18 protein-coding genes are annotated in these 22,673 nt (G+C 66.7%); 6 read left to right on the top strand and 12 right to left on the bottom strand.

Going from position 1 to position 22,673, the window contains the following annotated elements; all coding sequences use genetic code 11:
• The 6 genes from AC07WJ_RS22270 to AC07WJ_RS22245 all read right to left on the bottom strand — a co-directional run bounded on the left by AC07WJ_RS22270 (position 1) and on the right by AC07WJ_RS22245 (position 6,338).
• Positions 1-738, bottom strand: a complete 738-nt coding sequence (locus tag AC07WJ_RS22270) for an ABC transporter ATP-binding protein (RefSeq protein WP_494936850.1) — start codon at positions 736-738, stop codon at positions 1-3.
• Complete coding sequence (locus tag AC07WJ_RS22265) at positions 738-1,556, bottom strand: ABC transporter ATP-binding protein (protein WP_494936849.1); 819 nt, start codon at positions 1,554-1,556, stop codon at positions 738-740. Before AC07WJ_RS22265 ends, AC07WJ_RS22270 begins: the two co-directional genes overlap by 1 nt.
• Entirely contained in the window at positions 1,553-3,427 is a 1,875-nt protein-coding gene (locus tag AC07WJ_RS22260; protein ID WP_494936848.1) for an ABC transporter permease, read from the bottom strand. Before AC07WJ_RS22260 ends, AC07WJ_RS22265 begins: the two co-directional genes overlap by 4 nt.
• A gap of 109 nt (positions 3,428-3,536) precedes the next feature.
• The gene (locus AC07WJ_RS22255) at positions 3,537-4,763 is read right to left on the bottom strand and encodes an ABC transporter substrate-binding protein (RefSeq protein ID WP_494936847.1); all 1,227 of its coding nucleotides are present in this window, start codon (positions 4,761-4,763) and stop codon (positions 3,537-3,539) included.
• Positions 4,764-4,970: 207 nt separating this feature from the next.
• Entirely contained in the window at positions 4,971-5,981 is a 1,011-nt protein-coding gene (locus tag AC07WJ_RS22250; protein WP_494936846.1) for an asparaginase, read from the bottom strand.
• A gap of 99 nt (positions 5,982-6,080) precedes the next feature.
• On the bottom strand, positions 6,081-6,338 hold the full coding sequence (locus AC07WJ_RS22245) for a DUF6356 family protein (protein ID WP_494936845.1): 258 nt from the start codon (positions 6,336-6,338) through the stop codon (positions 6,081-6,083).
• Positions 6,339-6,465: 127 nt separating this feature from the next.
• Between AC07WJ_RS22245 and AC07WJ_RS22240 the strand changes: the two genes are divergently transcribed.
• Positions 6,466-6,945 (top strand): Lrp/AsnC family transcriptional regulator, encoded by a 480-nt coding sequence (locus tag AC07WJ_RS22240; protein WP_494936844.1) that lies wholly within the window; start codon positions 6,466-6,468, stop codon positions 6,943-6,945.
• A gap of 2 nt (positions 6,946-6,947) precedes the next feature.
• On the opposite strand, the gene AC07WJ_RS22235 is transcribed toward AC07WJ_RS22240, so the two are convergent.
• The 6 genes from AC07WJ_RS22235 to AC07WJ_RS22210 form a co-directional block, all read right to left on the bottom strand.
• On the bottom strand, positions 6,948-7,859 hold the full coding sequence (locus tag AC07WJ_RS22235) for an MBL fold metallo-hydrolase (RefSeq protein ID WP_494936843.1): 912 nt from the start codon (positions 7,857-7,859) through the stop codon (positions 6,948-6,950).
• Between the two features lie 114 nt (positions 7,860-7,973).
• Positions 7,974-8,885: an FkbM family methyltransferase gene (locus tag AC07WJ_RS22230; RefSeq protein ID WP_494936842.1), complete on the bottom strand. Its 912-nt coding sequence runs from the start codon at positions 8,883-8,885 to the stop codon at positions 7,974-7,976.
• 77 nt (positions 8,886-8,962) lie between these two features.
• Positions 8,963-10,381, bottom strand: coding sequence for a protein adenylyltransferase SelO family protein (locus AC07WJ_RS22225; protein WP_494936841.1), 1,419 nt, complete (start codon positions 10,379-10,381; stop codon positions 8,963-8,965).
• 31 nt (positions 10,382-10,412) lie between these two features.
• On the bottom strand, positions 10,413-11,420 hold the full coding sequence (locus tag AC07WJ_RS22220; RefSeq protein WP_494937218.1) for an LLM class flavin-dependent oxidoreductase: 1,008 nt from the start codon (positions 11,418-11,420) through the stop codon (positions 10,413-10,415).
• 127 nt (positions 11,421-11,547) lie between these two features.
• Entirely contained in the window at positions 11,548-12,225 is a 678-nt protein-coding gene (locus AC07WJ_RS22215; protein WP_494936840.1) for a GntR family transcriptional regulator, read from the bottom strand.
• 1 nt (position 12,226) lies between these two features.
• Positions 12,227-13,432, bottom strand: coding sequence for a pyridoxal-phosphate-dependent aminotransferase family protein (locus tag AC07WJ_RS22210; protein ID WP_494936839.1), 1,206 nt, complete (start codon positions 13,430-13,432; stop codon positions 12,227-12,229).
• Positions 13,433-13,602: 170 nt separating this feature from the next.
• Between AC07WJ_RS22210 and AC07WJ_RS22205 the strand changes: the two genes are divergently transcribed.
• From AC07WJ_RS22205 to AC07WJ_RS22185, 5 genes are all read left to right on the top strand, one after another.
• On the top strand, positions 13,603-16,557 hold the full coding sequence (locus AC07WJ_RS22205) for an FAD-binding and (Fe-S)-binding domain-containing protein (RefSeq protein ID WP_494936838.1): 2,955 nt from the start codon (positions 13,603-13,605) through the stop codon (positions 16,555-16,557).
• A 90-nt stretch (positions 16,558-16,647) separates the two neighbouring features.
• Positions 16,648-18,723, top strand: coding sequence for an ABC transporter ATP-binding protein (locus AC07WJ_RS22200; RefSeq protein WP_494936837.1), 2,076 nt, complete (start codon positions 16,648-16,650; stop codon positions 18,721-18,723).
• An 86-nt stretch (positions 18,724-18,809) separates the two neighbouring features.
• Positions 18,810-20,399 (top strand): ABC transporter substrate-binding protein, encoded by a 1,590-nt coding sequence (locus AC07WJ_RS22195; RefSeq protein WP_494936836.1) that lies wholly within the window; start codon positions 18,810-18,812, stop codon positions 20,397-20,399.
• 234 nt (positions 20,400-20,633) lie between these two features.
• Positions 20,634-21,593, top strand: coding sequence for an ABC transporter permease (locus AC07WJ_RS22190; protein ID WP_494936835.1), 960 nt, complete (start codon positions 20,634-20,636; stop codon positions 21,591-21,593).
• Positions 21,593-22,477, top strand: a complete 885-nt coding sequence (locus tag AC07WJ_RS22185) for an ABC transporter permease (protein WP_494936834.1) — start codon at positions 21,593-21,595, stop codon at positions 22,475-22,477. Before AC07WJ_RS22190 ends, AC07WJ_RS22185 begins: the two co-directional genes overlap by 1 nt.
• Positions 22,478-22,673: the final 196 nt, after the last annotated feature.

Raw genomic sequence — 22,673 nt, 5'->3', positions numbered from 1 at the left:
TCACATGCTCAGATAGGCTTCCCGGATCTCGTCATTGGCTTCGAGGTCGGCGGTCGTCCCCTCGTAGCGGATCGCGCCTTTTTCGATGACATAGGCGCGGTCCGACACGGCGGAGGCGAAATAGAGGTTCTGTTCGGAGAGCAGCACGGCGATGCCTTCTGCCTTCATGGCGAGCACCGCATCGGCCATCTGCTCGACGATGACGGGCGCGAGGCCTTCCGACGGTTCGTCCAGCAGCACGGCATGGGGATTGCCCATGAGCGTGCGGGCAATGGTCAGCATCTGCTGCTCGCCGCCCGACATGGCCGAGGCTTTGCGGCCCTTCATCTCGGCAAGGTTCGGAAAGATCGAGAACAGCTTGTCGGTGGTCCAGGCGGTGACACGGCCATCGCGCTCGCTGGCCGCCGCCTTGCGGCCGACCTCCAGGTTTTCATAGACCGTCAGGTCGGTGAAGATGCGCCGCTCTTCCGGCACGTAGCCGAGGCCGAGCCGGGCGATCCTGAACGGGCTCATCCGGCTGATCTCCTGGCCCTCGAAGGTGACCGTGCCGCCACGCGGCGGCACCAGGCCCATGATCGCCTTGAGCGTGGTCGACTTGCCGGCACCGTTGCGGCCCATCAAGGCGACAACCTCGCCCGCATGCAGCGCCAGATCGACGCCGAACAGCACCTGGGCGTGGCCATAGGCGGCCGACAGGCCCTTGGTGTCGAGAATGGTGACCGGAGCGGGCGCGCGCATCAGGGCACCCTCGCCTGGTTCTGCGAGGAGGCCGTCTCCGCCGCCTTGGCCTTGCGGGCGCGCAGCGCCGCCTGCACGCCGTGCTCGCCGAGATAGACCTGCTTCACGCGCGCATTGCCGCGCACCTCGTCCGGCGTGCCGGCGGCGATGATCTCGCCGCGGACCAGCACCAGAATGCGGTCGGAATGGGCGAAAACCGAATCCATGTCGTGCTCGGTGAACAACACGCCGATCTCATGGGTGCGGGCGATCTCGGCGGTCAGCTCCATCAGGGCGGCACGCTCCCTGGGCGCCATGCCGGCGGTTGGCTCGTCCATCAAGAGCAGCTTCGGATCGGAGGCCAGCGCGATGGCGAGCTCGACCCGCTTGACGTCGCCATAAGCGAGTTCGTTGACCGGCTTGTCGGCGACATCGGCCATGCCGACCCGCTCGAGGAAGCCGCAGGCCGCCTCGCGATGCAGGCTGGCGGTGCGCGGCACCACCGCGCGGGTCTCGCCATGGAACGAGATCAGCGCCATCTGGACGTTCTCGACCACGCTCATCGACACGAAGGTCTGGGCGATCTGGAAGGTGCGGCCGACGCCCTTGCGCCAGACCAGGCGCGGCGGCAGGCCGGTGATGTCTTCGCCGGCGAGCCGGACGCTGCCCTTGTCGGGTTTGAGCTGGCCGCCGACCATATTGAAGGTGGTCGACTTGCCGGCGCCGTTCGGTCCGATAATGGCGAGCAACTCGCCCGCCGCGAGCGAGAACGATACGTCCTTGGCCGCGTGCACGCCGCCGAAGCGCTTCTGCAGGTTCTCGACGACAAGCAAGCTCATGCCGCCCCCCTCGGCGCGAAGCGCGCCTTCAGGCCTTCCGCCGCACCGACCAGGCCGCGCGGGAACAGCAGCACCATGGCGATGATCGAGAGGCCGAGGAAGAACCGCCAGAAATCGGTGAGCGGCATGAAGAAGTCTTTGATCGAATGGAAGAAGGCGGCACCCACCAGCGGGCCCATGACGGTCTGGATACCGCCGGTGAGGATCATCACCAGGAAGTCGATCGACATGGGCAGCGAGATCATGGTCGGGTCGATGGTGCCCTTGGAAAAGGCGTAGAGGCCACCGGCGAGTCCGGCCGCCGCGCCGGCGAGCGTGAAGCCGAGCCAGCGATGGGTGCGCACGTCGATGCCGATGGCATCCGCCCTGACGGCCGAGTCCCGGGCCGCGCGCAGCGTGTAGCCGAAGGGCGCGTAAATGACGTGGCGGAGCGCCGCGATGGCGAGCAGCGCCAGCACCGCGACCACGTAGAAATAGACCTGCCGGGAGCTCGCCCAGGCCGACGGCCAGACGCCGACCACGCCATTGTCGCCGCCCGTCACCTCGACCCACTGGAAGCAGATGGCATAGGTGATCTGGGCGAAGGCGAGTGTCAGCATGGCGAGATAGATGCCGGAGAGCCGGACGACGAAATAGCCGAACAGCGCCGCCGCCAGGCCCGCGGCGACGGGGGCCGCGATCAGCGCCAGTTCCATCGGCAGTTTCATCGGGCCGACGACCAGGAGGCCGGCGGCATAGGCGCCGACGCCGAAATAGGCGGCATGGCCGAAGGAGACGATGCCGCCATTGCCGATCAGGAAGTTCAGCGAGAAGGCGGCGAGCGCGAAGACCAGGATCTCGATGCCGACCTTGACCTTGTAGGCATCGCCGATGAACGGGATGGCGAGCAGCGCCGCCACCACCAGCGCGATGATGACGTGTTCGATCCGCGCCAGGCTCTTCAGGTTCAGGATGCCCTCGGGCAGCACGGCGCGATTGGCCGCCGCGTCGGGCCGGCCGAGCAGGCCCCAGGGTTTCACCACCAGCACCACGGCCATCAGCAGGAACACCAGGACCAGCGTGATCTTCGGGAAGATCAGGATGCCGAACGCCTGCAACAGACCGATGATCAGGGCCGCGATGAAGGCGCCGGGCACCGAGCCCATGCCGCCGATGACCGTCACCACGAAGGCATCGGTGATGATCGAGATGTCCATATGCGAGCTTGCCGGGATGCGCGGGATCTGCAGCGCTCCGCCGAGCCCGGCCAGGAAGGCGCCGAGGAACAGTGTGCCGGTGAACAGCATGGCCTGGTTGACGCCGAGCGCCCCGAGCATTTCGCGGTCCTGGGTGGCGGCGCGGATCAGGATGCCGAAACGGGTCTTCTGCATGATCAGATAGAGCAGGCCGAGCACCGCCGGCCCGACGAAGATCAGGAACAGCTCATAGGCCGGGAAGCGCTGGCCCATGATCGCGACGCTGTGGCGCAGGCCCGGCGCGCGCGGCCCCGGCAGGTCCATCGGCCCCCAGAGCTTGAGCACGATGTCCTGGACGATCAGCACGACGCCGAAGGTGGCGAGCAACTGGAACAGCTCGGGCACCTTGTAGATACGCCGGAGCAGCAGCACTTCCATGATCACGCCGAGCAGGCCGACGACGATGGCCGAGATCAGCACGCCGACGAAGAACAAGGTCGGCGAGCGGTCGAAATCGAGCAGCCAGGGCACGATGGTCACCGCCAGATAGGCGCCGAGCATGTAGAGCGAGCCATGGGCGAAATTCACGATGCGCGTGACGCCGAAGACGATCGTCAATCCCGACGCGATCACGAACAGCGCCGAGGCGCTGGCGAGACCGGACAAGGCCTGGATGACGATGAAGGAAAGGTCCATGGCTGAAGCGTTCTCAAGACAAAATCCGAGCGGGGGCCGCCGTGACCGGCAGTCCATGCGCATCGCTTGATGCCCGGGGCGGACAGCCCCGGGCCGCTGAACGGATCGATCAGGCCTTGCGTGCGGCGAGCACTTCGGCCTCGGGGAACATGTATTTGGCGCCGTCCTCGTAGCGCCAGTTCTTCATCGTGCCGAGCTTGCCCTTGAGCGTGGTCTCGCCGACCCAGGCGCCGAGCGTCGATTGCTGGTCGATAGCGCGCATCTCGACGGGACCGGCCACTGTGTCGCTCTTCAGGCCCTTGAGGGCGGCGATCAGCGCTTCGGTCTCGGTCGACTTGGCCTTGTTGAACAGGTCGCGGATCATGTAGCCGACGACATAGCCGAGCAGCGAGCCGAGCCGGGGCGTGTCGTTGAAACGCGCCCGATAGGCTTCGGCAAAGGCCTTATGGCCATTGGTCTCGACCTGTTCCCAGGGATAACCCGTGGTGATCCAGCCTTCCGGCGTCTCCTCGCCGAGCGGCAGGATATATTCCGGTTCGCCAGTGAGCAGGCTGACGACGGTCCGGCCCTCGAACAGGCCGCGGGTATTGCCCTCGCGCACGAAGGCCGGCAGGTCGGCGCCGAACAGCACGTTGAAGATGCCGTCGGGCTTCATCTGCGCCAGCGCGCCGACGGTTGCCCCGGCGTCGACCCGGCCGAGCGCCGGGAACTGTTCGCCGACCACCTCGAAGCCCGGCACGGCCGCGCCCATCAGCTTCTTGAAATTGGCCGCCGCCGACTGGCCATATTCATAGTTCGGCGCGACGATGGCCCAGCGCTTGATGCCTTTGCCCTTGGCGGCCTCCACCAGCATCTTGGTCTGCATATAGGTGTTGGCGCGGACCCGGAAGGTGAAGCGGTTGCCGCTGCCCATGGTCAATGCGTCGGTCAGCGGCTCGGTGGCGAGATAGAGCACCTTGCGCTGGTTGGCGAAGTCGGCGAGCGCCAGGCCGACATTGGACAGGAAGGCGCCGGCGATGAACGAGACGTTCTCGCGGGTCACCAGTTCTTCGGCGACGCGTACGGCATCGCCCGGCGTCGAGCCGTCGTCGCGGAACACGATTTCCAGCGGCCGGCCGCCGAGGCCGGCGAGACCGCCGGCGCGGTTGATCTCGTCCTGGGCAAGCTGCATGGCATTGCGATAGGGCACCGCGAAAGCGGCCATGCGGCTGTAGGAGTTCAGCTCGCCGACACGCACCGGCGCGCCCTGGGCGGCGCCTTGCCCGGCAGTCATCGCGACACCGGTCGCGGCCAGTCCACCGACGACCGTGCGGCGGGACAGGTTCAGCTTCGTCATGGAAGATTCTCCCCTCGAGAATGGCTGGCGGAGAACCGCCGTTCTACCTCTGGTGACGCCCCCCGTTAGGATGTTCCCCGGGAGATCATTCGTAAGCGAACGATACCGCGTCCATCACCGCTGGCAAGGGGGCATTTGGAATTTATTGAATGGTGCCGGCGAGCCTCGCGCAAGATCCTGACATCGGGGGAGAAGGCGTGTGCATGATCAGGCGAGCAGCGGACCCGCGGCGCGGATCCGGCCGACCTCGATGCCGTTCCAGTTGGTCATGACGGGCCCGGAGAAACGCGCAAAGGCCGCTTGCTCGGCTTCGTTCATCGGCACGAAGCGCTGGATCAGCGCCGCCATCATCACCTCGGAGGCGCGTGAGGTGCCGTCGGCGCATTTGAGCGCGATGCCGAAACCCTGCTCGGGGAAGGTCGCGCAGAACACGCCTTCGGCGCCGGTCTTCACGAAGACCCTGGCGCCGAACAACGTCATCACCTCGGTGCAGAAGCGTCCCGTTCCGGCGACCATGAAGGGTTCGGCGGCGCAGGCGGCGCGCAACCTGGCAAAGGCCTTGGCTCGCTCCGGGCCGACGCCCTGGCCGGTGCCGAGGCGGGCGAAGCCGCGGGCGAGATGGGTCAGCGGAATGGCATAGGTGGGGATCGAGCAGCCGTCCGTGCCGATGGCGGTCGAAGCGTCGAGTTTCGTGCCGGTGACTTCGCTCACGGCCTCGGCGACGAAGCGTTGCACCGGGTGCTCGCGGCCGACATATCCCCGCGGGTCGATGTCGCTTGAACAGGCGAAGCAAACGAAGCCCGCATGCTTGCCGGAGCAGTTGTTGTGGAGTGCGCTGGGGGTGCCGCCGGAACGGGCCAGCGCCTGGGTGGCCACGGCATTCGACGGCCAGTGGGTGCCGCATTCCAGCGTCTCGACGCTGCGCCCGGCCTTGGCCAGCATGGCGGCCGAGGTCGCAGCATGGCGCGGTTCGCCGCTATGGGAGGAACAAGCGAGCGCCAGTTCGGCCGGACCGAAGCCGTAGCGATCGGCCGCACCGCTCTCGACCAGCGGCAGCGCCTGCAGCGCCTTGATCGCCGAGCGCGGATAGACCGGCCTGTCGATATCGCCACACGCGAAGGCCGCTTTGCCATCGGCATCCACGACCACCGCGGCGCCGCGATGGGCGCTCTCGACGGTTTCGCCGCGCAGCACTTCGACGAGGACAGGATCGGTCATGGACGGGCGCCCCTGAGATGAGGAGCGCGTCTTAGCATCAGCGGGCGCGGCAGGCGACCGGCCAGCCACGCGCGGCTGCGTGGCGTAGGCGCATGAGGCTTATTCGGCGGCCTGGGGCGCCGGCTCGACCTTGCCCTGCGGCGCATGCATGCGGGCATCCATGGCGGCGACCATCTTGCGCACCGTGGTGGAGGCTGTCTTCTCGAACAGGAAAGGCAGGAAAGCGTGGACGAAGGCGCAGAAGGCACAGAAAAGGAAAGTGCCGGAATAGCGCATGGCCGCACCGAAATGCTCGAAATAGCTTTCGCCGACGGCATGCGGATGGGTGGTGAAGGCAGTCTTTGCGCGGTCGAGCATGGCAGCCTCAGGATCAGGAGCGAAACGGCTTCAAGGGTAGCCCGGCGCGCGCGAGACGGGTTCCCAATCTGCGAAGAGAAAAACCTTCTCTTGTGGACAAGATCCCATCATTGCGTAGAATGTTGGGATGTCTTCTCAGATCTCTCCGCTCGATGCCTACGACAAGTCCATCATGCGCGAGATTCAGCGCGATTCCAGCCTGTCGATCGAGGCGCTGGCCGAGCGTGTGCATCTGTCGCGCAATGCCTGCTGGCGCCGGCTGAAGCGGCTGGAGGAGGAGGGCTTCATCAAAGCGCGGGTGGCGCTGGCCGATCCGGTCAAGCTCAACCTGGAACTCACCGTCTTCATCGCCGTGCGCACCAGCCGGCACGAAGCCGACTGGGCCGAGCGCTTCCATGCAGCCGTCCAGGACATTCCCGAGCTGATCGGGGCCTATCGCACCGCCGGCGAGATCGACTACATCCTCCACGCCCGCGTGCCCAATGTCGCGGCCTATGACCGGCTCTACAAGAAACTCACCGCCCGCATCGAAATGCAGGATGTCTCGGCGAGCTTCGTCATGGAGGAGATCAAGGAGGTGACGGCGCTGCCGCTGGATTTTGTTTGATCTCAGACGGGCCGAAACACCCCGTCCAGCGCCGGCGCACCGTCCGTCCTCACCAGGCCACGCCCCACCAGGTCCTCCAGATGAGCAAAGACGCTGAGGCCGGCCGCGCCGGTCAGGCGTGGGTCGAGGCCGTCATAGATCGCCGCGACAATGGCCGGGATCGTCGTATCGCCGGACGCGACGCGCTTCATGATCGAGGCTTCGCGCTGCAGGCGATGATGGGCGAGCGCCCGCATGAAGCGCTGCGGCTCATGCACCGCGCCGCCATGACCGGGCCAGAAGATCGCCTCGGAACGGGCACGCAGTTTTTCCAGTGAGGCCATGTAGTCGCCCATCGAACCGTCGGGCGGCGCGACGATCGAGGTCGACCAGGCCATGACATGGTCGCCTGATAGCAGTGCGTTTTCTTCCCTGAGCGAGAAGGCCATGTGATTGGCGGTATGGCCTGGGGTGAACACGCTCTCTACCGTCCAGCCGGTGCCGTTGATCATCTGGCCGTCGACGACAGCGACATCAGGGGTGAAATCCCGGTCGCCGGATGAATCGAGCACATTGGTTTCGCCGAGATTGAGCGCCCGGGCCGCCCGGTGCGGTCCTTCGGCATAGACGGTCGCTCCCGTCGCGGCCTTGATCGCGGCGGTCGCCGGCGAATGGTCGCGATGGGTATGGGTGACGAGGATCGCCTCGACGGTTTCGCCCTTCACCGCCTCCAGCACGGCGGCGATATGGTCCTGATTGTCGGGGCCGGGATCGACGATCGCGACGCGCCCGTGGCCGATGACGTAGGTCACCGTGCCCTTGAAGGTGAACGGGCCGGGATTGGGGCAAAGCACCCGGCGGATCAGCGGCGACAGCGTCTGCGGACGGCCGGGAACGGCATCGTCCTCGCGTTCGAAGGGAATATCGTCGGCCATGTCTTCTCTGTCGAAACGGGGCAAGGGATGTCTCGGGTCATCCGGTGCCGCAATTGGGTCGGCTAAACGATCACCCCGGGGCGGCAATGGCAAGCCGTCCGTCCGGCGGGCGCTTCAGTCGATGATGAAACCGCCGTCGAAATAGCAGGCGATACGGGCGAGCGCGGCACGTGTGGCTTCTCGGCCGGGTTCCGCATGCGGCGGCAGGATCGCCGCCAGATCGGCCGCTTCCATGGTGTTGAGACGGGCAAAGCAATCCGGATCGATCAGGCGCGCCAGGCCATGGTCGGGATGGGAAACATCCTGATGGGCCGGCCCATATTCGCCGAGATGCAGCACCGCGTCCCAGGCGGTCGGCGCCTTCGGCAGGCGTGTCGCGAGGTCGAGACCGTCTTCGGGCATGTAGAAGCGGTTGAGATTGTCGAAATAGACCTCGCGATAGCCGGCCCCGGTCAGGATCGGCGCGAAGCTTGCCGAGGCGTCGGCCATGGTCCAGGGCGTCACGGCCTCCAGCAGGATGACGCGCGGCCGGAAGCGGGCCCAGTCATTGCCGGCGAGAACCTCGGCCTCGGCGCCCTCGACATCGATCTTCAGGAAGTCGATCGCGGTTGGCGCGTGGGCGGCGCAGAGTTCGGCGAGCGTTACGGTCGGCAAGCGCCGCCGGGTGGTCGCGATCCCCGCGGCCGCCGCGGCCTCGGCATTGGCGCTCGACGTGGTCGACAGGCCGTGGAAACGGTTGGCCTCGAAAAAATCGGTCTCACCCGGCACCCGGCCGCACAGAGCTTCAACAACGACGTCGCGCGGGCGAACCTTGCGATAGGCCGAGGCCAATGCGGGCTGCGGCTCGACCACGATGCCGCGCCAGCCCCGCTCGTAGAAGCCGAAGCTGACATTGTCGGCGACCACATGGCCGCCGCCGACATCGATGTAAAAGCCTTCGCTCTGGTCCGCGAAGATCAGCGCCAGGTGATAGTCTTCGAGGTTTTGCGCATAGGACAGGAAGGCCGGGGCGGCGCGAGCGGTCATGGCGATCCTGGTTGCGTTCGGCTGACGGTTTCAAGCCTCGCGTGCGCAAGTCCGAGCGTCAAGGCGGCGGCTGGTCGCTAGCGCGTCGCGATGATGCCGAAGGCGAGCCGCGCCTGTTCGATATGGGCGAGCTTGGCCTGGAACAGACCCCAGTCGTCGCGCTCGGCGATCGGCGCCCAGAGGCCTTCGACCTCTTCGATCAGCAGGGTCGCCGGCCCCTCGCTCTCGAAATAGGCCGATGCCTCCGGCGTCCAGTCGCGCGGCGCATGGGCTTCGAGCGCCGCCAGCAGCCGGTCGAAGGGCTCGCCGGCATAAAGCGCCTTTTGCGGTCCGGCGAGGGCGAAGGCGCGCCGCGCGGCGCCACCGTGCCAGTCGAAAATGGTCCGTTCGAACCCGGCCTGCGACTTGTGCTGGAACTGGAAAAAGGCGGCGAGCAATTCGTCGTCGGTTGCCTCGTCCACCGGCTTCACGCCGAGCCTCAGGCAGACCATGCGGCGCAAATGGACGTTGAAGGCCGGGCCATAGGCCTTCAGCGCATCTTCGAGCTCGGCGATCGGCGCGACCAAAGTCAGGCATTCGGCGAAGCGTTCCAGGTTCCAGGCAATGGCGCCCGGCTGGCGGCCATAGGCATAAAGGCCGTTCTCGTCGAAATAGGCAGCGGTGAAGCCGGGCTCGTAACGTGGCAGGAAGCGCCAGGGGCCGTAATCGAAGCTCTCACCCGTGATCACAGTGTTGTCGGTGTTGAGCACCCCGTGGACGAAGCCGGCGAGCATCCATTCCGCCACCATGGCGCCCGACGCCTTGGCGACCGCTTCGAGCAAAGCCGGCGCCTCCTTGGCGGCGTCGCCGTCGCGTGCGGCCTCCGGGTGGTAATATTGGGTCGAATGGGCGACCAGACGCGCGATGCGCGCCGCGTCGTTCTCGGCCAGCAGGCGCTGGAACGTGCCGAAGCGGATATGGCTGTGCGACAGGCGCACCAGCACCGAGGACCGTGTCGGCGAAGGCTCGTCGTTGCGGGCAAGTGCCTCGCCGGTTTCGATCAGCGAGAAGCTCTTCGAGGTATAGACGCCGAGCGCTTCGAGCATCGCGGTCGCCAGCACCTCGCGCACGCCGCCCTTCAGGGTGAGCCGGCCGTCGCCGAAGCGTGAATAGGGTGTCTTGCCCGAGCCCTTGGTGGCGAGGTCGAGCAGCCGGCTCTGGTCGTCCAGCACCTGGGCGAACAGGAAGCCGCGGCCGTCGCCGATCTCGGGATTGTAGGAACGGAACTGGTGGCCATGATAGCGCAGCGCCAGCGGTTCCGGGATATTGCCGGGAAGCGGCTCGAACCGGCCGAAATGCGCGATCCACTGCTCCGGCGTCAGCCCGCCGAGGCCGACCTTCTCGGCCCAGCGCTGGTTGCGATAGCGCAGGATCGTTTCGGGAAAGGCTGCTGCCGCCACGGTGTCGAAGAAGCCGGGGCCGAGCTCGGTATGGGCGATCGAAGGACGATAGGTCATGGCTTTGCCATCATGGACCGACGGCCGCCGGTCACGCCACCGCCTTTTGGGTTTTCAGGCTTTTCGCCACTTCGGCCAGGATCTCGTAGGAGCGCAGTCGCGCCTTGTGGTCGTAGATGGCGGCCACCACCATCAATTCGTCGACCTTGGTATTGGCGATGAAATGCTCCAGCCCGCGCCGCACCGTCTCGGCCGAGCCGACAAAGGAATAGGTCAGCGTCCGCTCCGCCTGGATCTTTTCCGAAGGCGTCCAATAGGTCTCGATATCGTCGATCGGCGGCGCCAGCTGGCCACGCGTGCCGCGGAACATGTTGGCGCGCTGCTGCTGCGACGAGGTGAACAGGCGTCTCGCCTCGGCATCGGTCTCGGCGGCGATGACGTTGATGCCGGCCATCGTATAGGGCTTGTCGAGCTGCTCCGAGGGCGCGAACTTGGCGCGATAGACCTCGAGCGCCTGCATCAGCGCATCGGGCGCGAAATGCGAGGCGAAGGCGTAGGGCAGGCCCAGCATGGCGGCAAGCTGGGCGCCGAACAGGCTGGAGCCGAGAATCCAGATCGGCACATTGGTGCCGGCGCCGGGCACCGCCTGGATCGCCTGGCCGGGCTGAGCGGGTGCCAGGAAGGCCTGCACCTCCAGCACGTCCTGGGGGAAATTGTCGGCCTCCATCGGGTCGACGCGTAGCGCCCGCAGCGTCCGCTGGTCGGTGCCGGGCGCGCGGCCCATGCCGAGATCGATGCGGCCGGGATAAAGTTCCTCCAGCGTGCCGAACTGCTCGGCGATCACCATGGGCGCATGGTTCGGCAGCATGATGCCGCCCGAGCCGACCCGGATCGTGCTGGTGCCGCCGGCGACATAACCGATCGCCACCGCGGTCGCGGCGCTGGCGATGCCGACCATGTTGTGGTGTTCGGCAAGCCAGAAGCGCTTGTACCCGAGGCGCTCGACGTGGCGGGCGAGATCCAGCGAATTGCGCAGGGCATCGCCCGGGGTCGCTCCCTGGACGACGGGGGCGAGGTCGAGAACCGACAATTCGGCCATGCTTGATGTCTCCGGGCTGGCTGCGCCCTCGGTCAGATAGGCGCGGCGCGCGGTCATCACAATGCGCGCCGGGCGCAGACGAGCCCGGCAGTGAGGGCTGAGGTCGAGCGAGGCCCGCCCGTTTGCGTCAGACCTGGCCGCCGTCCAGCTGGCGCAGCGCCTCATGCACCATGTCGGCCTTGTGGCGCAGGTGCTCGCGCATGACAGCCGACAGCGCCGCGCCATCGCGCGCCCGCAGCGCGACCATCATCCGCTCGTGGTCGTCGACCGCTTCGGCCCAGCGTTCCGCCGATTTGCGCGCGACGAAGCGTACCGCATGGATGCGCACGACCAGGTTCTGGTAGAGCGTCGACAGGGTGGCATTGCCGGCGACCTCGAAGATCGCTTCGTGAATCTCGCGGTTGAGCTTGGAATAGGGCACCCATTCGCCGGCTTTCCAGTGCCGCACCATGGTCGTGTGCATGGTCTCCAGCCGCTTCAGCGCGGCCGGCGTCAGCCGCTCGCAGGCGAGCTCGCCGGCGAGCGCCTCCAGCATGCCCATGATCGGGAACAGCTCCTCGATCTCGCCGGGTTCGATGCGCGCGACCGTCGCGCCGCGGTTCGGATTGAGCTGCACCAGCCCTTCCGCCGCCAGCACCTTCAGGGCTTCCCTGAGCGGTGTGCGCGACACGCCGAACAGGTCGCAAAGCTCGGGCTCGGAGATCTTGTCCCCGGGCTTCAGCGTGCCTTCGACGATCATGTCGCGCAGCCGCCCGACCAGTTCGGTCGACAGCGAGCGGCGCGCGATGAGCGGGTGTTCGTTCATGTCACGCGGCTTTGGCCGCCGCCCCCTTCTTGGTGCCCGCCAGATAGGCCATGGCTGCCGCGACGCCGCCGGCTTGGTGCGGCACGCCGGCAAGACCGAGGCCCATTTCGACGCCGGCCAAGGCGCCCACGATGGTCAGGTCATTGGTATCGCCGAGATGGCCGATGCGGAACACTTTTTTGGCGACCTTGGACAGGCCGGTGCCAAGCGACATGTCGAAGGCGTCGAGAATGACGGCGCGCAGCGCGTCGGCGTCATGGCCCTCGGGCATGACCACGGCGGTCAGCACCGAGGAATAATATTTCGGGTCACGGCAGAGGATGTCGAGGCCCCAGGCGCGCACCGCCCGGCGGGTCGCCTCGGCATGGCGGTCGTGGCGGGCGAAGACGTTGTCGAGGCCTTCCTCGTGCAGCATCTGGATCGCCTCGTCGAGGCCGTAGAGCAGGTTGGTCGCCGGCGTGAACGGGAAGTAGCCCGTCTTGTTGGAGGCGATCATGTCGTCCCAGCTCCAGAAGCTCCTGGGCAGCTTCGAGGCCCGGGACACGGCGAGCGCCTTGTCCGAGACGGCGTTGAACGACAGGCCCGGCGGCAGCATCAGGCCCTTTTGCGAGCCGGCGACGGTGACGTCGACGCCCCATTCGTCATGGCGATAGTCGATGGAGGCGAGCGAGGAGATGGTGTCGACCATCAGCAGAGCAGGGTGGCCGGCCGCGTCGATCGCCCGCCTGACCTCGTCGATGCGCGAGGTGCAACCGGTCGCCGTCTCGTTATGGACGACGCAGACCGCCTTGAAGGCGTGGGCCTTGTCGTCGCGCAGCGCCGCTTCGATCGCGGCCGTATCGGCGCCGATACGCCAGTCCGAGCCGATGAAGGTCGGCTCGATGCCGAGCTTTCCCGCCATGGTCTTCCACAAGGTGGCGAAATGGCCGGTCTCGACCATCAGCACCTTGTCGCCCGGCGACAGGGTGTTGGCGAGCGCCGCCTCCCAGGCTCCGGTGCCGGAGGCCGGATAGATCACGACATGGCCCTGGGTCTTGAAGATCGTCTTCATGCCGTCGAGCACGCGCTGGCCGAGCTTGCCGAAATCCGGTCCGCGATGGTCGATGGTCGGCATGGCGATGGCGCGCAGGATGCGGTCCGGCACCGGCGTCGGGCCGGGGATCTGCAGGAAATGCCGGCCGGCGATGCGGGGGGCGTTCTGGGCCATGGGGGTCTCCTCGAGCGAGGGTGGCTGATCAATCCCTCTTGCCAGAATGAATAATGAATGCAAAATTCAAGTCAAGAACAAGGTTGAGGTCGCCGACCGGCGATCTCGGTGAATGGCTTCGGCCTGGCCGGCTGCCGGATGGCGGAGGGCCGGCCCATGGGACGGAACGCATGGCAGGCTCGACGGCGCCTTCGGCTGGAAACCTGGAAAAGCGCCTCGCCGCCGAGGTGACGGGCAGCGTGCTGTTCGATGCCTTCTCGCGCGGCCGCTACGCCACCGACGCCTCGATCTACCAGATCATGCCGCTCGGCACCGTCATTCCCGAGACCGTGGACGAGGCGATCCGCACCATTGCCATTGCGCGCGAGGCGGGCGTCACCGTACTGCCGCGTGGCGGCGGCACCTCGCAATGCGGCCAGACGGTCAATTCCTCTCTCGTCGTCGACTGTTCGAAGAAGCTGAACCGCATTCTCGATCTCGATGTCGCCGGCCGCACGGCGCGGGTCGAACCGGGCATCGTGCTCGACGATCTCAACCGCCAGCTCAAGAAGCACGGCCTGTGGTTCCCGGTCGACGTCTCCACCGCCTCGCGGGCCACCATTGGCGGCATGACCGCCAACAATTCCTGCGGCGGCCGGTCGCTGCGCTATGGCACCATGCGCAACAATGTCGTGCAGGTGGAGGCGGCGCTGGCCGACGGCACGCGCCGCTGGTTCGGCGAGGTCAGCCGCGCCGAAGCGGCGCGCAACGATGTCGATCTCCTGACCCGCGACCTGCTGGCGCTGGGCGAGCGCGAGGCGGGCGAGGTCGCGGCGCGCTTCCCGAAGGTGCAGCGCCGGGTCGGCGGCTATAATCTGGACGCGCTGGCGCCGAACGGACCGACCAACAACATGGCGCATATCCTGGTGGGGTCGGAGGGCACGCTCGCCTTCACCACCGCCGTCGACCTCAAGCTCTGGCCGCTGCTCGGGCCGAAGGTCTTCGGCATCTGCCATTTCGGCGCCTTCCTCCAGGCGATGGACGCCGCCCAGCATCTCGTCACCTTGAACCCGATCGCGGTCGAACTGGTCGATCGCACCATGATCGGCCTTGCCCGTGACATCGCCATGTTCCGCCCGACCGTCGAACGGGTCGTGCGCGGCGATCCCGACGCGCTGCTGGTGGTCGAATTCGCCGAGGCGAGCGAGGCTGAAAATCTCGCCAAGCTGAAGGACCTGGAAGCCCTGATGGGCGATCTCGGTTTCGGCTGGGACAAGTCGGGGGCGCAATTCGGCGGCGTCGTTGCGGTCACCGAGCCAGCCTGGCAGGCGGCCGTCACCGAGATGCGCTCGTCCGGCCTCAACATCATGATGAGCATGAAGGAAGCCGGCAAGCCGGTCTCATTCGTCGAGGATTGCGCGGTGCCGCTGCCGGATCTCGCGGCCTATACCGCTGGCCTCACCGAAATCTTCAAGGCCCATGGCACCACCGGCACTTGGTATGCGCACGCTTCCGTCGGCTGCCTGCATGTCCGCCCCGTGCTCAACATGAAGCTCGAGGTCGATGCCAGGCGCATGCGCTCCATGGCCGAGCAGGCCTTTGAACTGGTGCGCAAGTACAAGGGTTCGCATTCCGGCGAGCACGGCGACGGCATCGTTCGCTCGGAATTTCACGAGCAGATGTTCGGCACCCGGCTGGTGCGCGCCTTCGAGGAGGTCAAGGACCGTTTCGATCCGGCCGGCCTGTTCAATCCGGGCAAGATCGTCCGCGCCCCGCGCATGGACGATCGCAGCCTGTTCCGCTACCCGCCGGATTATCGCGGCGAAGAGATCGAGCCGGTTCTCGACTGGTCGGCCTATCCCGGGGCGTCCCAGGGATTCCTGGGCGCCATCGAGATGTGCAACAACAACGGCACTTGCCGGAAGCTCGACGGCGGCGCCATGTGCCCGAGCTATCGCGCGACCCGCGACGAGCAGCATGTCACCCGCGGCCGCGCCAATACGCTCAGGCTGGCACTGACCGGCCAGCTCGGATCCGGCGCCTTCACCTCAGCCGAGATGAAGGCTAGCCTCGAGCTCTGTGTTTCCTGCAAAGCCTGCAAGCGCGAATGCCCGACCGGGGTCGACATGGCGCGCATGAAGATCGAGGCGACCGCTGCCCGCTACGCGCTCTACGGCGCCAGGCTGCATGACCGGCTGGTGGCGCATCTGCCGCGCTACGCGGGTCTCGCCGCCAAGGCCCCCTGGCTCCTGAACCTGCGCGACCGCATTCCCGGCCTCGCCAGGCTCTCGGAAAAGCTCGCTGCCTTCTCCGCCCGCCGGTCGCTGCCGAAATGGCGCTCCGATGTCTTCCAGCCGGCGCGGACGAGCGAGGGCGCCGAGGCCGGCCGCGAGGTGGTGCTGTTCGCCGACACCTTCAACCGCGCCTTCGAGCGTGAGAATCTCGACGCGGCGGTGGTGGTGCTGAAGGCCGGCGGCTATCGTATCCATCACGCCGTCCCGGCCGATGGCACGAAGCGCAACCTCTGCTGCGGCCGCACCTATCTCGCCACCGGCATGATCGACAATGCCCGCCTGGAGGCCGAACGCCTGGTCTCGGCACTCGCGCCTTTCGCGGAGCGCGGCGTGCCGGTCATCGGCCTCGAGCCGTCCTGCCTGCTGACCCTGCGCGACGAGATCCCGGCGCTGCTGAAGACCGCGGCCAGCGACACCGTCTCGCAAGCCGCAGTGCTGCTCGAGGAATTCATCGCGGCCGAAGCCAAGGCCGGCCGGTTGTCGCTGCCGCTCAAGGCCTTGCCGCAACAGAAGGCGCTGCTGCACGGCCATTGCCACCAGAAGGCCTTCGACGCCATGGGGGCGGTCGAAGGCACGTTGCGGCTGGTGCCGGGTCTCGAGGTCGAGACCGTCGAGAGCGCCTGCTGCGGCATGGCCGGCGCCTTCGGTTATCACCGCGACACCATCGACGTGTCGCTCGCCATGGCGGAACTGTCGCTGCTGCCGGCGGTGCGCAAGGCCGATGCGAATGCCATCATCGTCGCCGACGGCACCTCCTGCCGCCACCAGATCGCCGACGGTGCCGGCCGCGAGGCCATCCACGTGGCACGCGTTCTGGCGCAAAGCCTCGCGGCCGGCGAGGCGGGGTCATGATGTCGACGAACCAGTCATTTGAATTCCGGGTCGGCGGATCTAGAATCCGATCAACAAAACAAAAAACAACTTCCAGGCGAGGACAATGCGATGGCTCTGGCCGAGACCGCGGCTCCTGATGCGGGCGGCGTCGCAACCGTTGCCCGCGAAAAGGGCGACGAGGCACTTTTGTCGGTGCGCGACCTGCACGTCCATTTCCATACCTCGCGCGGCGTCGTGCGCGCGGTCGAAGGCGTTTCCTACGATGTGAGGCCGGGTGAGATCCTGGCGATCGTCGGCGAAAGCGGCTGCGGCAAGTCGGTGTCGTCGCTCGCCGTCATGGGACTGCTGGCGAAACCCGCCGGCCGGGTCGAAAAGGGCGAGATCATCTTCGACGGCCGCGACCTCCTGAAGCTCTCGGGCGAGGATATGCGGGCCATTCGCGGCCGCGACATCGCGATGATCTTCCAGGAGCCGATGACCTCGCTGAACCCGGTGCTGACCATCGGGCTGCAGGTCATGGAGCCGCTGCTCATCCATCTGAACATGACCGAGGCCGAAGCGCGCGCCCGCGCGGTCGAGCTTCTGACCCTGGTCGGCATTACCGATCCGGATCGCCGGCTCGACCAATATCCGCATCAGATGTCCGGCGGCATGCGCCAGCGCATCATGATCGCCATTGGGCTCGCCTGTAATCCCAAGCTGATCATCGCCGACGAGCCGACCACCGCGCTCGACGTCACCATCCAGGCGCAGATCCTGGAGCTGATGAAGGACCTGTCGCGCCGGCTCGGCATCGCCATGGTCATCATCACCCACAATCTCGGCATCGTCGCCCGTTATGCCGACCGCGTCGCGGTGATGTATGCCGCGCGGATCGTCGAGACCGGCTCGGCCGACGACATCTTCCTGGCGCCCCGTCATCCCTATGCGGTTGGCCTGATGCGTTCGGTCCCGCGGCTCGACCGGCCGCGCGGCGCCCGCCTCCAGACCATCGAGGGCATGCCGCCGGACCTGCGCAATCCGCCGGTCGGCTGCCGTTTCGCGCCGCGCTGCCCGTTGAAGATCGCGGTCTGCGAGGCCGAGGCGCCCGATCTCCTGAGCGTCGGTCCGGGCCATCGCGCCCGTTGCCACCGCTCCGCCGATCTCGCCGCGGGCCTTGCCGTCTTCGCCGAGGACGGTGCCGCGCCAGCCCCGGCGATCGATTACGCCGGCACCCCCATCCTCGCGGTCGGCGGGCTGAAAACGCATTTCTGGGTATCGCGCAAGACCTCCTGGTTCTCCTCGGAGCTGGCGACCGTCAAGGCGGTCGACGACGTCTCCTTCGCCATCCGCAAGGGCGAGACGCTGGGGCTGGTCGGCGAAAGCGGCTGCGGCAAGACCACCGTCGGGCGCAGCGTGCTCAGGCTGGAAAATCCCACCGAAGGCGCCATCCTCTTCGAGGGCCAGGACATTGCCCATCTCTCCCAGAAGGAGCTGCGGCCGGTGCGCCGCCGCATGCAGGTGGTGTTCCAGGATCCGTTCTCGTCGCTCAACCCGCGCATGACGGTCGGTGACATCATCGCCGAGCCGATGCTGGTCCACGGCATCGTCGCGACCAAGGCCGAGGCCAAGGCGCGGGTCGACGACTATCTCACCCGTGTCGGCCTGTTTCCCTATATGGCCGAGCGCTATCCGCACGAGATGTCGGGCGGCCAGCGCCAGCGCATCGGCATTGCCCGGGCGCTCGCCTTCGAGCCGCAGCTGATCGTCTGCGACGAGCCGGTCTCGGCGCTCGACGTGTCGATCCAGGGCCAGGTGATCAATCTCCTCGAGGACCTGAAGCGCCAGTTCGACCTGACCTTCCTGTTCATCGCCCACGACCTGGCGGTGGTGCGCCATATCTCCGACCGCATCGTGGTCATGTATCTCGGCCGGATCATGGAGGTGGCCGACCGCGACGCGCTCTATGCCGAGCCGCTGCATCCCTACACCCGGGCGCTGCTCGACGCCGCTCCGGTGCCGGATCCGGTGAAGGAGCGGGCACGCCAGCCCCGCGCGCTCGCCGGCGAGATCCCGTCACCGCTCAATCCGCCCAAGGGTTGCGTGTTCCATACCCGCTGCCCGCTCGCCGACGACCATTGCCGCGCGGTGGTGCCGGTCGCGCGCGAGCTGGCCGGCCATATCGTCGCATGCCACAAAGCCTGAGGTTCACGCGTTTACCGATCCCGCCCAACCATCCATCATCCCGACAAGACGGCTTCAAGCCGCTGAATTCTGGAGGAAGACATCCGATGATCCGACATCTTGCCCTGGGGCTCGCCCTTGCCTTGACCACCGCCACGGCGGCCTTCGCGCAGACGCCGCAGCCGGCGCGCGGCGGCACGCTGAATTTCGCGGTGGTCTCCGATCCGCCGAACTATGACTGCCACGCCCACGAAACCTATGTCGTGGTGCAGTCGGTCGGACCGTTCTATTCGACCCTGCTCAAGTTCGACATGTCACGATATCCGGAGGTGAAGGGCGACCTGGCCAAGGCCTGGAACGTCTCGGCCGACGGCCTGACCTATACGTTCGAGCTCAATCCCGGCATCACCTTCCATGACGGCTCGCCACTCACCTCGGCCGATATCAAGGCGACCTATGAGCGGCTGCGAAATCCGCCCGCCGGCGTGGTGTCGCTGCGCCAGGCGACCTTCGCCGATATCGCCTCGATCGAGACGCCGTCGCCGACCCAGGTGATCTTCAAGCTGTCGGCCGCCAATCCGGCCATGCTGCAGAATTTCGCGAGCCCCTATAACTGCGTCTATTCGGCCGCCAAGCTCGCCCAGGACCCGCGCTTCCCCGTGCAGAATATTCTCGGCTCGGGCGCCTTCCGTTTCGTCGAGCATGTCCGCGGCTCGCATCTGGTCGGCCAGCGCTACGACAAATATTTCGTCGACGGGCGGCCCTATCTCGACGGCTTCCGCATCGCCTTCATTCCGCAGGCGACCGCCATGCTGAACGCCATGCAGGGCGGCCAGATCCAGGCCGAGTTCCGCACCGTCGGCCCGGCCGACCGGACCCGTCTGGAACAGGCGCTGGGCAACAAGGTCAAGTTCTACGAGGCGACCTGGTCGACCGGGCTGATCGTCGCCTTCAACACCGAGAAGCCGCCGTTCAACGACGTCCGGGTGCGCCGCGCCTTGTCCATGGCGATCGACCGCAATGCCGGCAGCGCCGGTCTGCGCCGGACCTCGATCCTGCGCGCGGTCGGCGGCCTGGTGCGTCCCGGTGCGCCGTTCTCGGCTTCCGCCGAGGAACTCGCGGCCTTGCCGGGTTTCGGCCGCGACATCGCCGCCTCCCGCGCCGAGGCGCGCAAGCTGCTCGCCGAGGCCGGCGTCTCCAACCTGACCTTCGCCTTGGTCAACCGGGCGGTGCCGCAGCCCTATACGCCCGCCGGCATCTTCCTGGTCGATCAGTGGCGCCAGATCGGCGTCACGGTCGAGCATCGCCAGCTCGAGACCAGCCCTTATGTCCAGGCCGTGCGCTCGGGCAATTTCGATGTCGCGCTGGATTTCCAGAACCAGGTGCTGGAAGACCCGACCTATACGCTGCTGCGCTATATTTCGGCGGACAAGTCGCCGGAAAACCCGTCCAAGGGCATCGACCGCGAGCTTGACCAGACCTTCGAGCGGATCACCCGCGAGACCAATGTCCAGGCCCGCACCCAGTTGATCCGCGCCTTCGAGAAGCGGGTGATGGAACAGGCCAACCAGGTGCCGTTCCTGTGGTGGAACCGGCTGGTCGCCATGGATGCCCGGGTGATGGGCTGGAACATGTCGCCGAGCCATGTCCACGGCCAGGACCTGGTCGACGTCTGGCTGGCGCCGGCGACCAACTGAGCATGGGACTATCCCTCCCCCGCGCTTGCGGGAGAGGGGGCGCCGCATGGCGAGTGCGAACGCATCTTGCGTTCGCTCGACGCGATGGAGGCGCCGGGTGAGGGGGACGGGTCGGCGCAGATATCAGGCCGTCCGTTCCAGCCCCTCGCCTTGCAATGGGACGACCCCTCACCCGGCAGCATCCGCGGCCACCCGCTCCCTCTGGGGGCGGGTCGATTGGCAGGACCGAGATCCATGGGCGCCTATCTCGCCAAACGCATCCTGACCATGATCCCGACCTTGCTCGGGGTGGCGGTGCTGATTTTCCTCATGCTGCGCGTGGTGCCCGGCGACATCGTGGAGCTGAAGATGCGCGGCGACGGCGGCGCACCGACGGTCGAGCAGGTCGAGGCCGAACGCGTGCGCCTCGGCCTCGACAAGCCGCTCTATCAGCAATTCGGCGGCTGGATGGTCGGGCTGGTCACCTTCGACCTCGGCAAGTCCATGTGGACCGAGCAGCCCGTGACCCAAGAGATCGCCGGCCGCCTCGGCCTGACCCTGCAGGTCGCGATCATGGCGACCATCATCGCCATTCTCATCGCCTTGCCGCTCGGCACCTTGTCGGCGCTCTACAAGGACACCTGGATCGATCAGGCCATCCGCATCGTGACCATCGGCGGGCTGGCGATCCCGTCGTTCTGGCTCGGCATGATGATCATCGTCGGCCTGCTGTTCGCCTTCAATTGGATCCCGCCGATGCAATATGTGCCGATCTGGCAGGATCCGCTGGCCAATCTCTCGCAACTGATCTGGCCGGCGCTGGCGGTCGGCTACCGTTTCTCGGCGGTGCTCGCCCGCATGGTGCGCTCCTCCATCGTCGAGGTCATGCGCGAGGACTATATCCGCACCGCCCGCGCCAAGGGCGTCTATGAGCGCCTGGTCGTCGGCCGCCACGCATTGCGCAATGCCATGCTGCCGGCGGTCACCGTCATCGGGCTCGAATTCGCCTTCCTCATCGGTGGCCTCGTCGTCACCGAGCAGGTGTTCAACCTGAACGGCCTCGGCCGTCTCTTCGTGCAGGCCGTGACGCGCTCGGACTTCACCATGGTGCAGGGCATCGTCATGGTGATCGCGGTGGTGTTCATCGTGACCAATCTGATCGTCGATCTCGCTTATGCCTGGCTTGACCCGCGCATTCGCTACGGAGGCAAATGATGACCCTCGCCATCCCGCAGGTCGCGGTCCGCCGCCCCAACGCGCTGCTGGCCTTCGCCAAGGCGCAACCGGTCGGCGCGGCCTGTCTCGCCTTCATCGCCGTGCTCATCCTGGCGAGCGTCTTCGCCGACTGGATCGTGCCCAACGATCCCTTCAGCCTCGACTTCGGCGCGCTGCTCATGCCGCCGAGCTGGCAATATCCGTTCGGCACCGACAATATGGGCCGCTGTGTGTTCTCGCGGGTGGTCTATGGCGCGCGCACCGCGCTGGTGATCGGCATCCTGTCCTCGCTGCTGGGCTCGATCATCGGCGGCCTGATCGGCGTGGTGCAGGGCTATTTCGGCGGCCGGTTCGACTTCTATGTCAGCCGCTTCATCGACGTGCTCCTGTCCTTCCCGATCATCGTGCTCGCCGTGGTGGTGGTGGCCATGCTCGGCAAGCGCAGCGTCGGGGGCGTCGATTTCAACCTGGTCGTCGCCATCGCCATCCCGATCATCCCGAAGGTCGCGCGCGTGGTCCGCTCGGCGGCACTGTCGGTGCGTGAGATGCCCTATATCGACGCGGCCCGCGCGGCCGGCTTCACCCACCAGCGCATCGTGCTCAAGCACATGGTGCCGAATGTCTTTGCCCCCTTCATCATCATGTTCACCGCCTTCGTGGCGCAGGCGATTCTGCTCGAGGCATCGCTGTCGTTCCTCGGCCTCGGGGTCACCGAACCGACGCCGGCCTGGGGCCTGATGCTCGCCGGCAATGCCGCCGACTTCTACCGCGAGGCACCCTGGATGATCATCTTCCCCGGCCTCGCCATCTCGCTCTCGGTCTTCGCCTTCAACCTGTTCGGCGACGCCCTGCGCGATCACCTGGACCCGCGCTTCAAGCTGTGAGGAAGGGGTGCCGGCGTCGCGGCCTGGCGCTGCGCTGGGTGCATGGTGTCTGCCAAGCAGCCTGTCGATCCGCGCCGACCGGCTGCCAGCACATCCTCTACGTCACCCCCGGCCGAGCCCTACGGCATGCACATATCTCTGGAGAGGAAGTGCGGCGGATTGACTCGGGTGTGCGGCGGGGCTGGCCATTGCGGCT

This window comes from Phreatobacter sp. GW821-FHT04C01 (assembly GCF_059420385.1).
The sequence above is the reverse complement of the archived record's forward strand: the minus strand, read 5'-3'. Positions and strand labels throughout refer to the sequence as shown.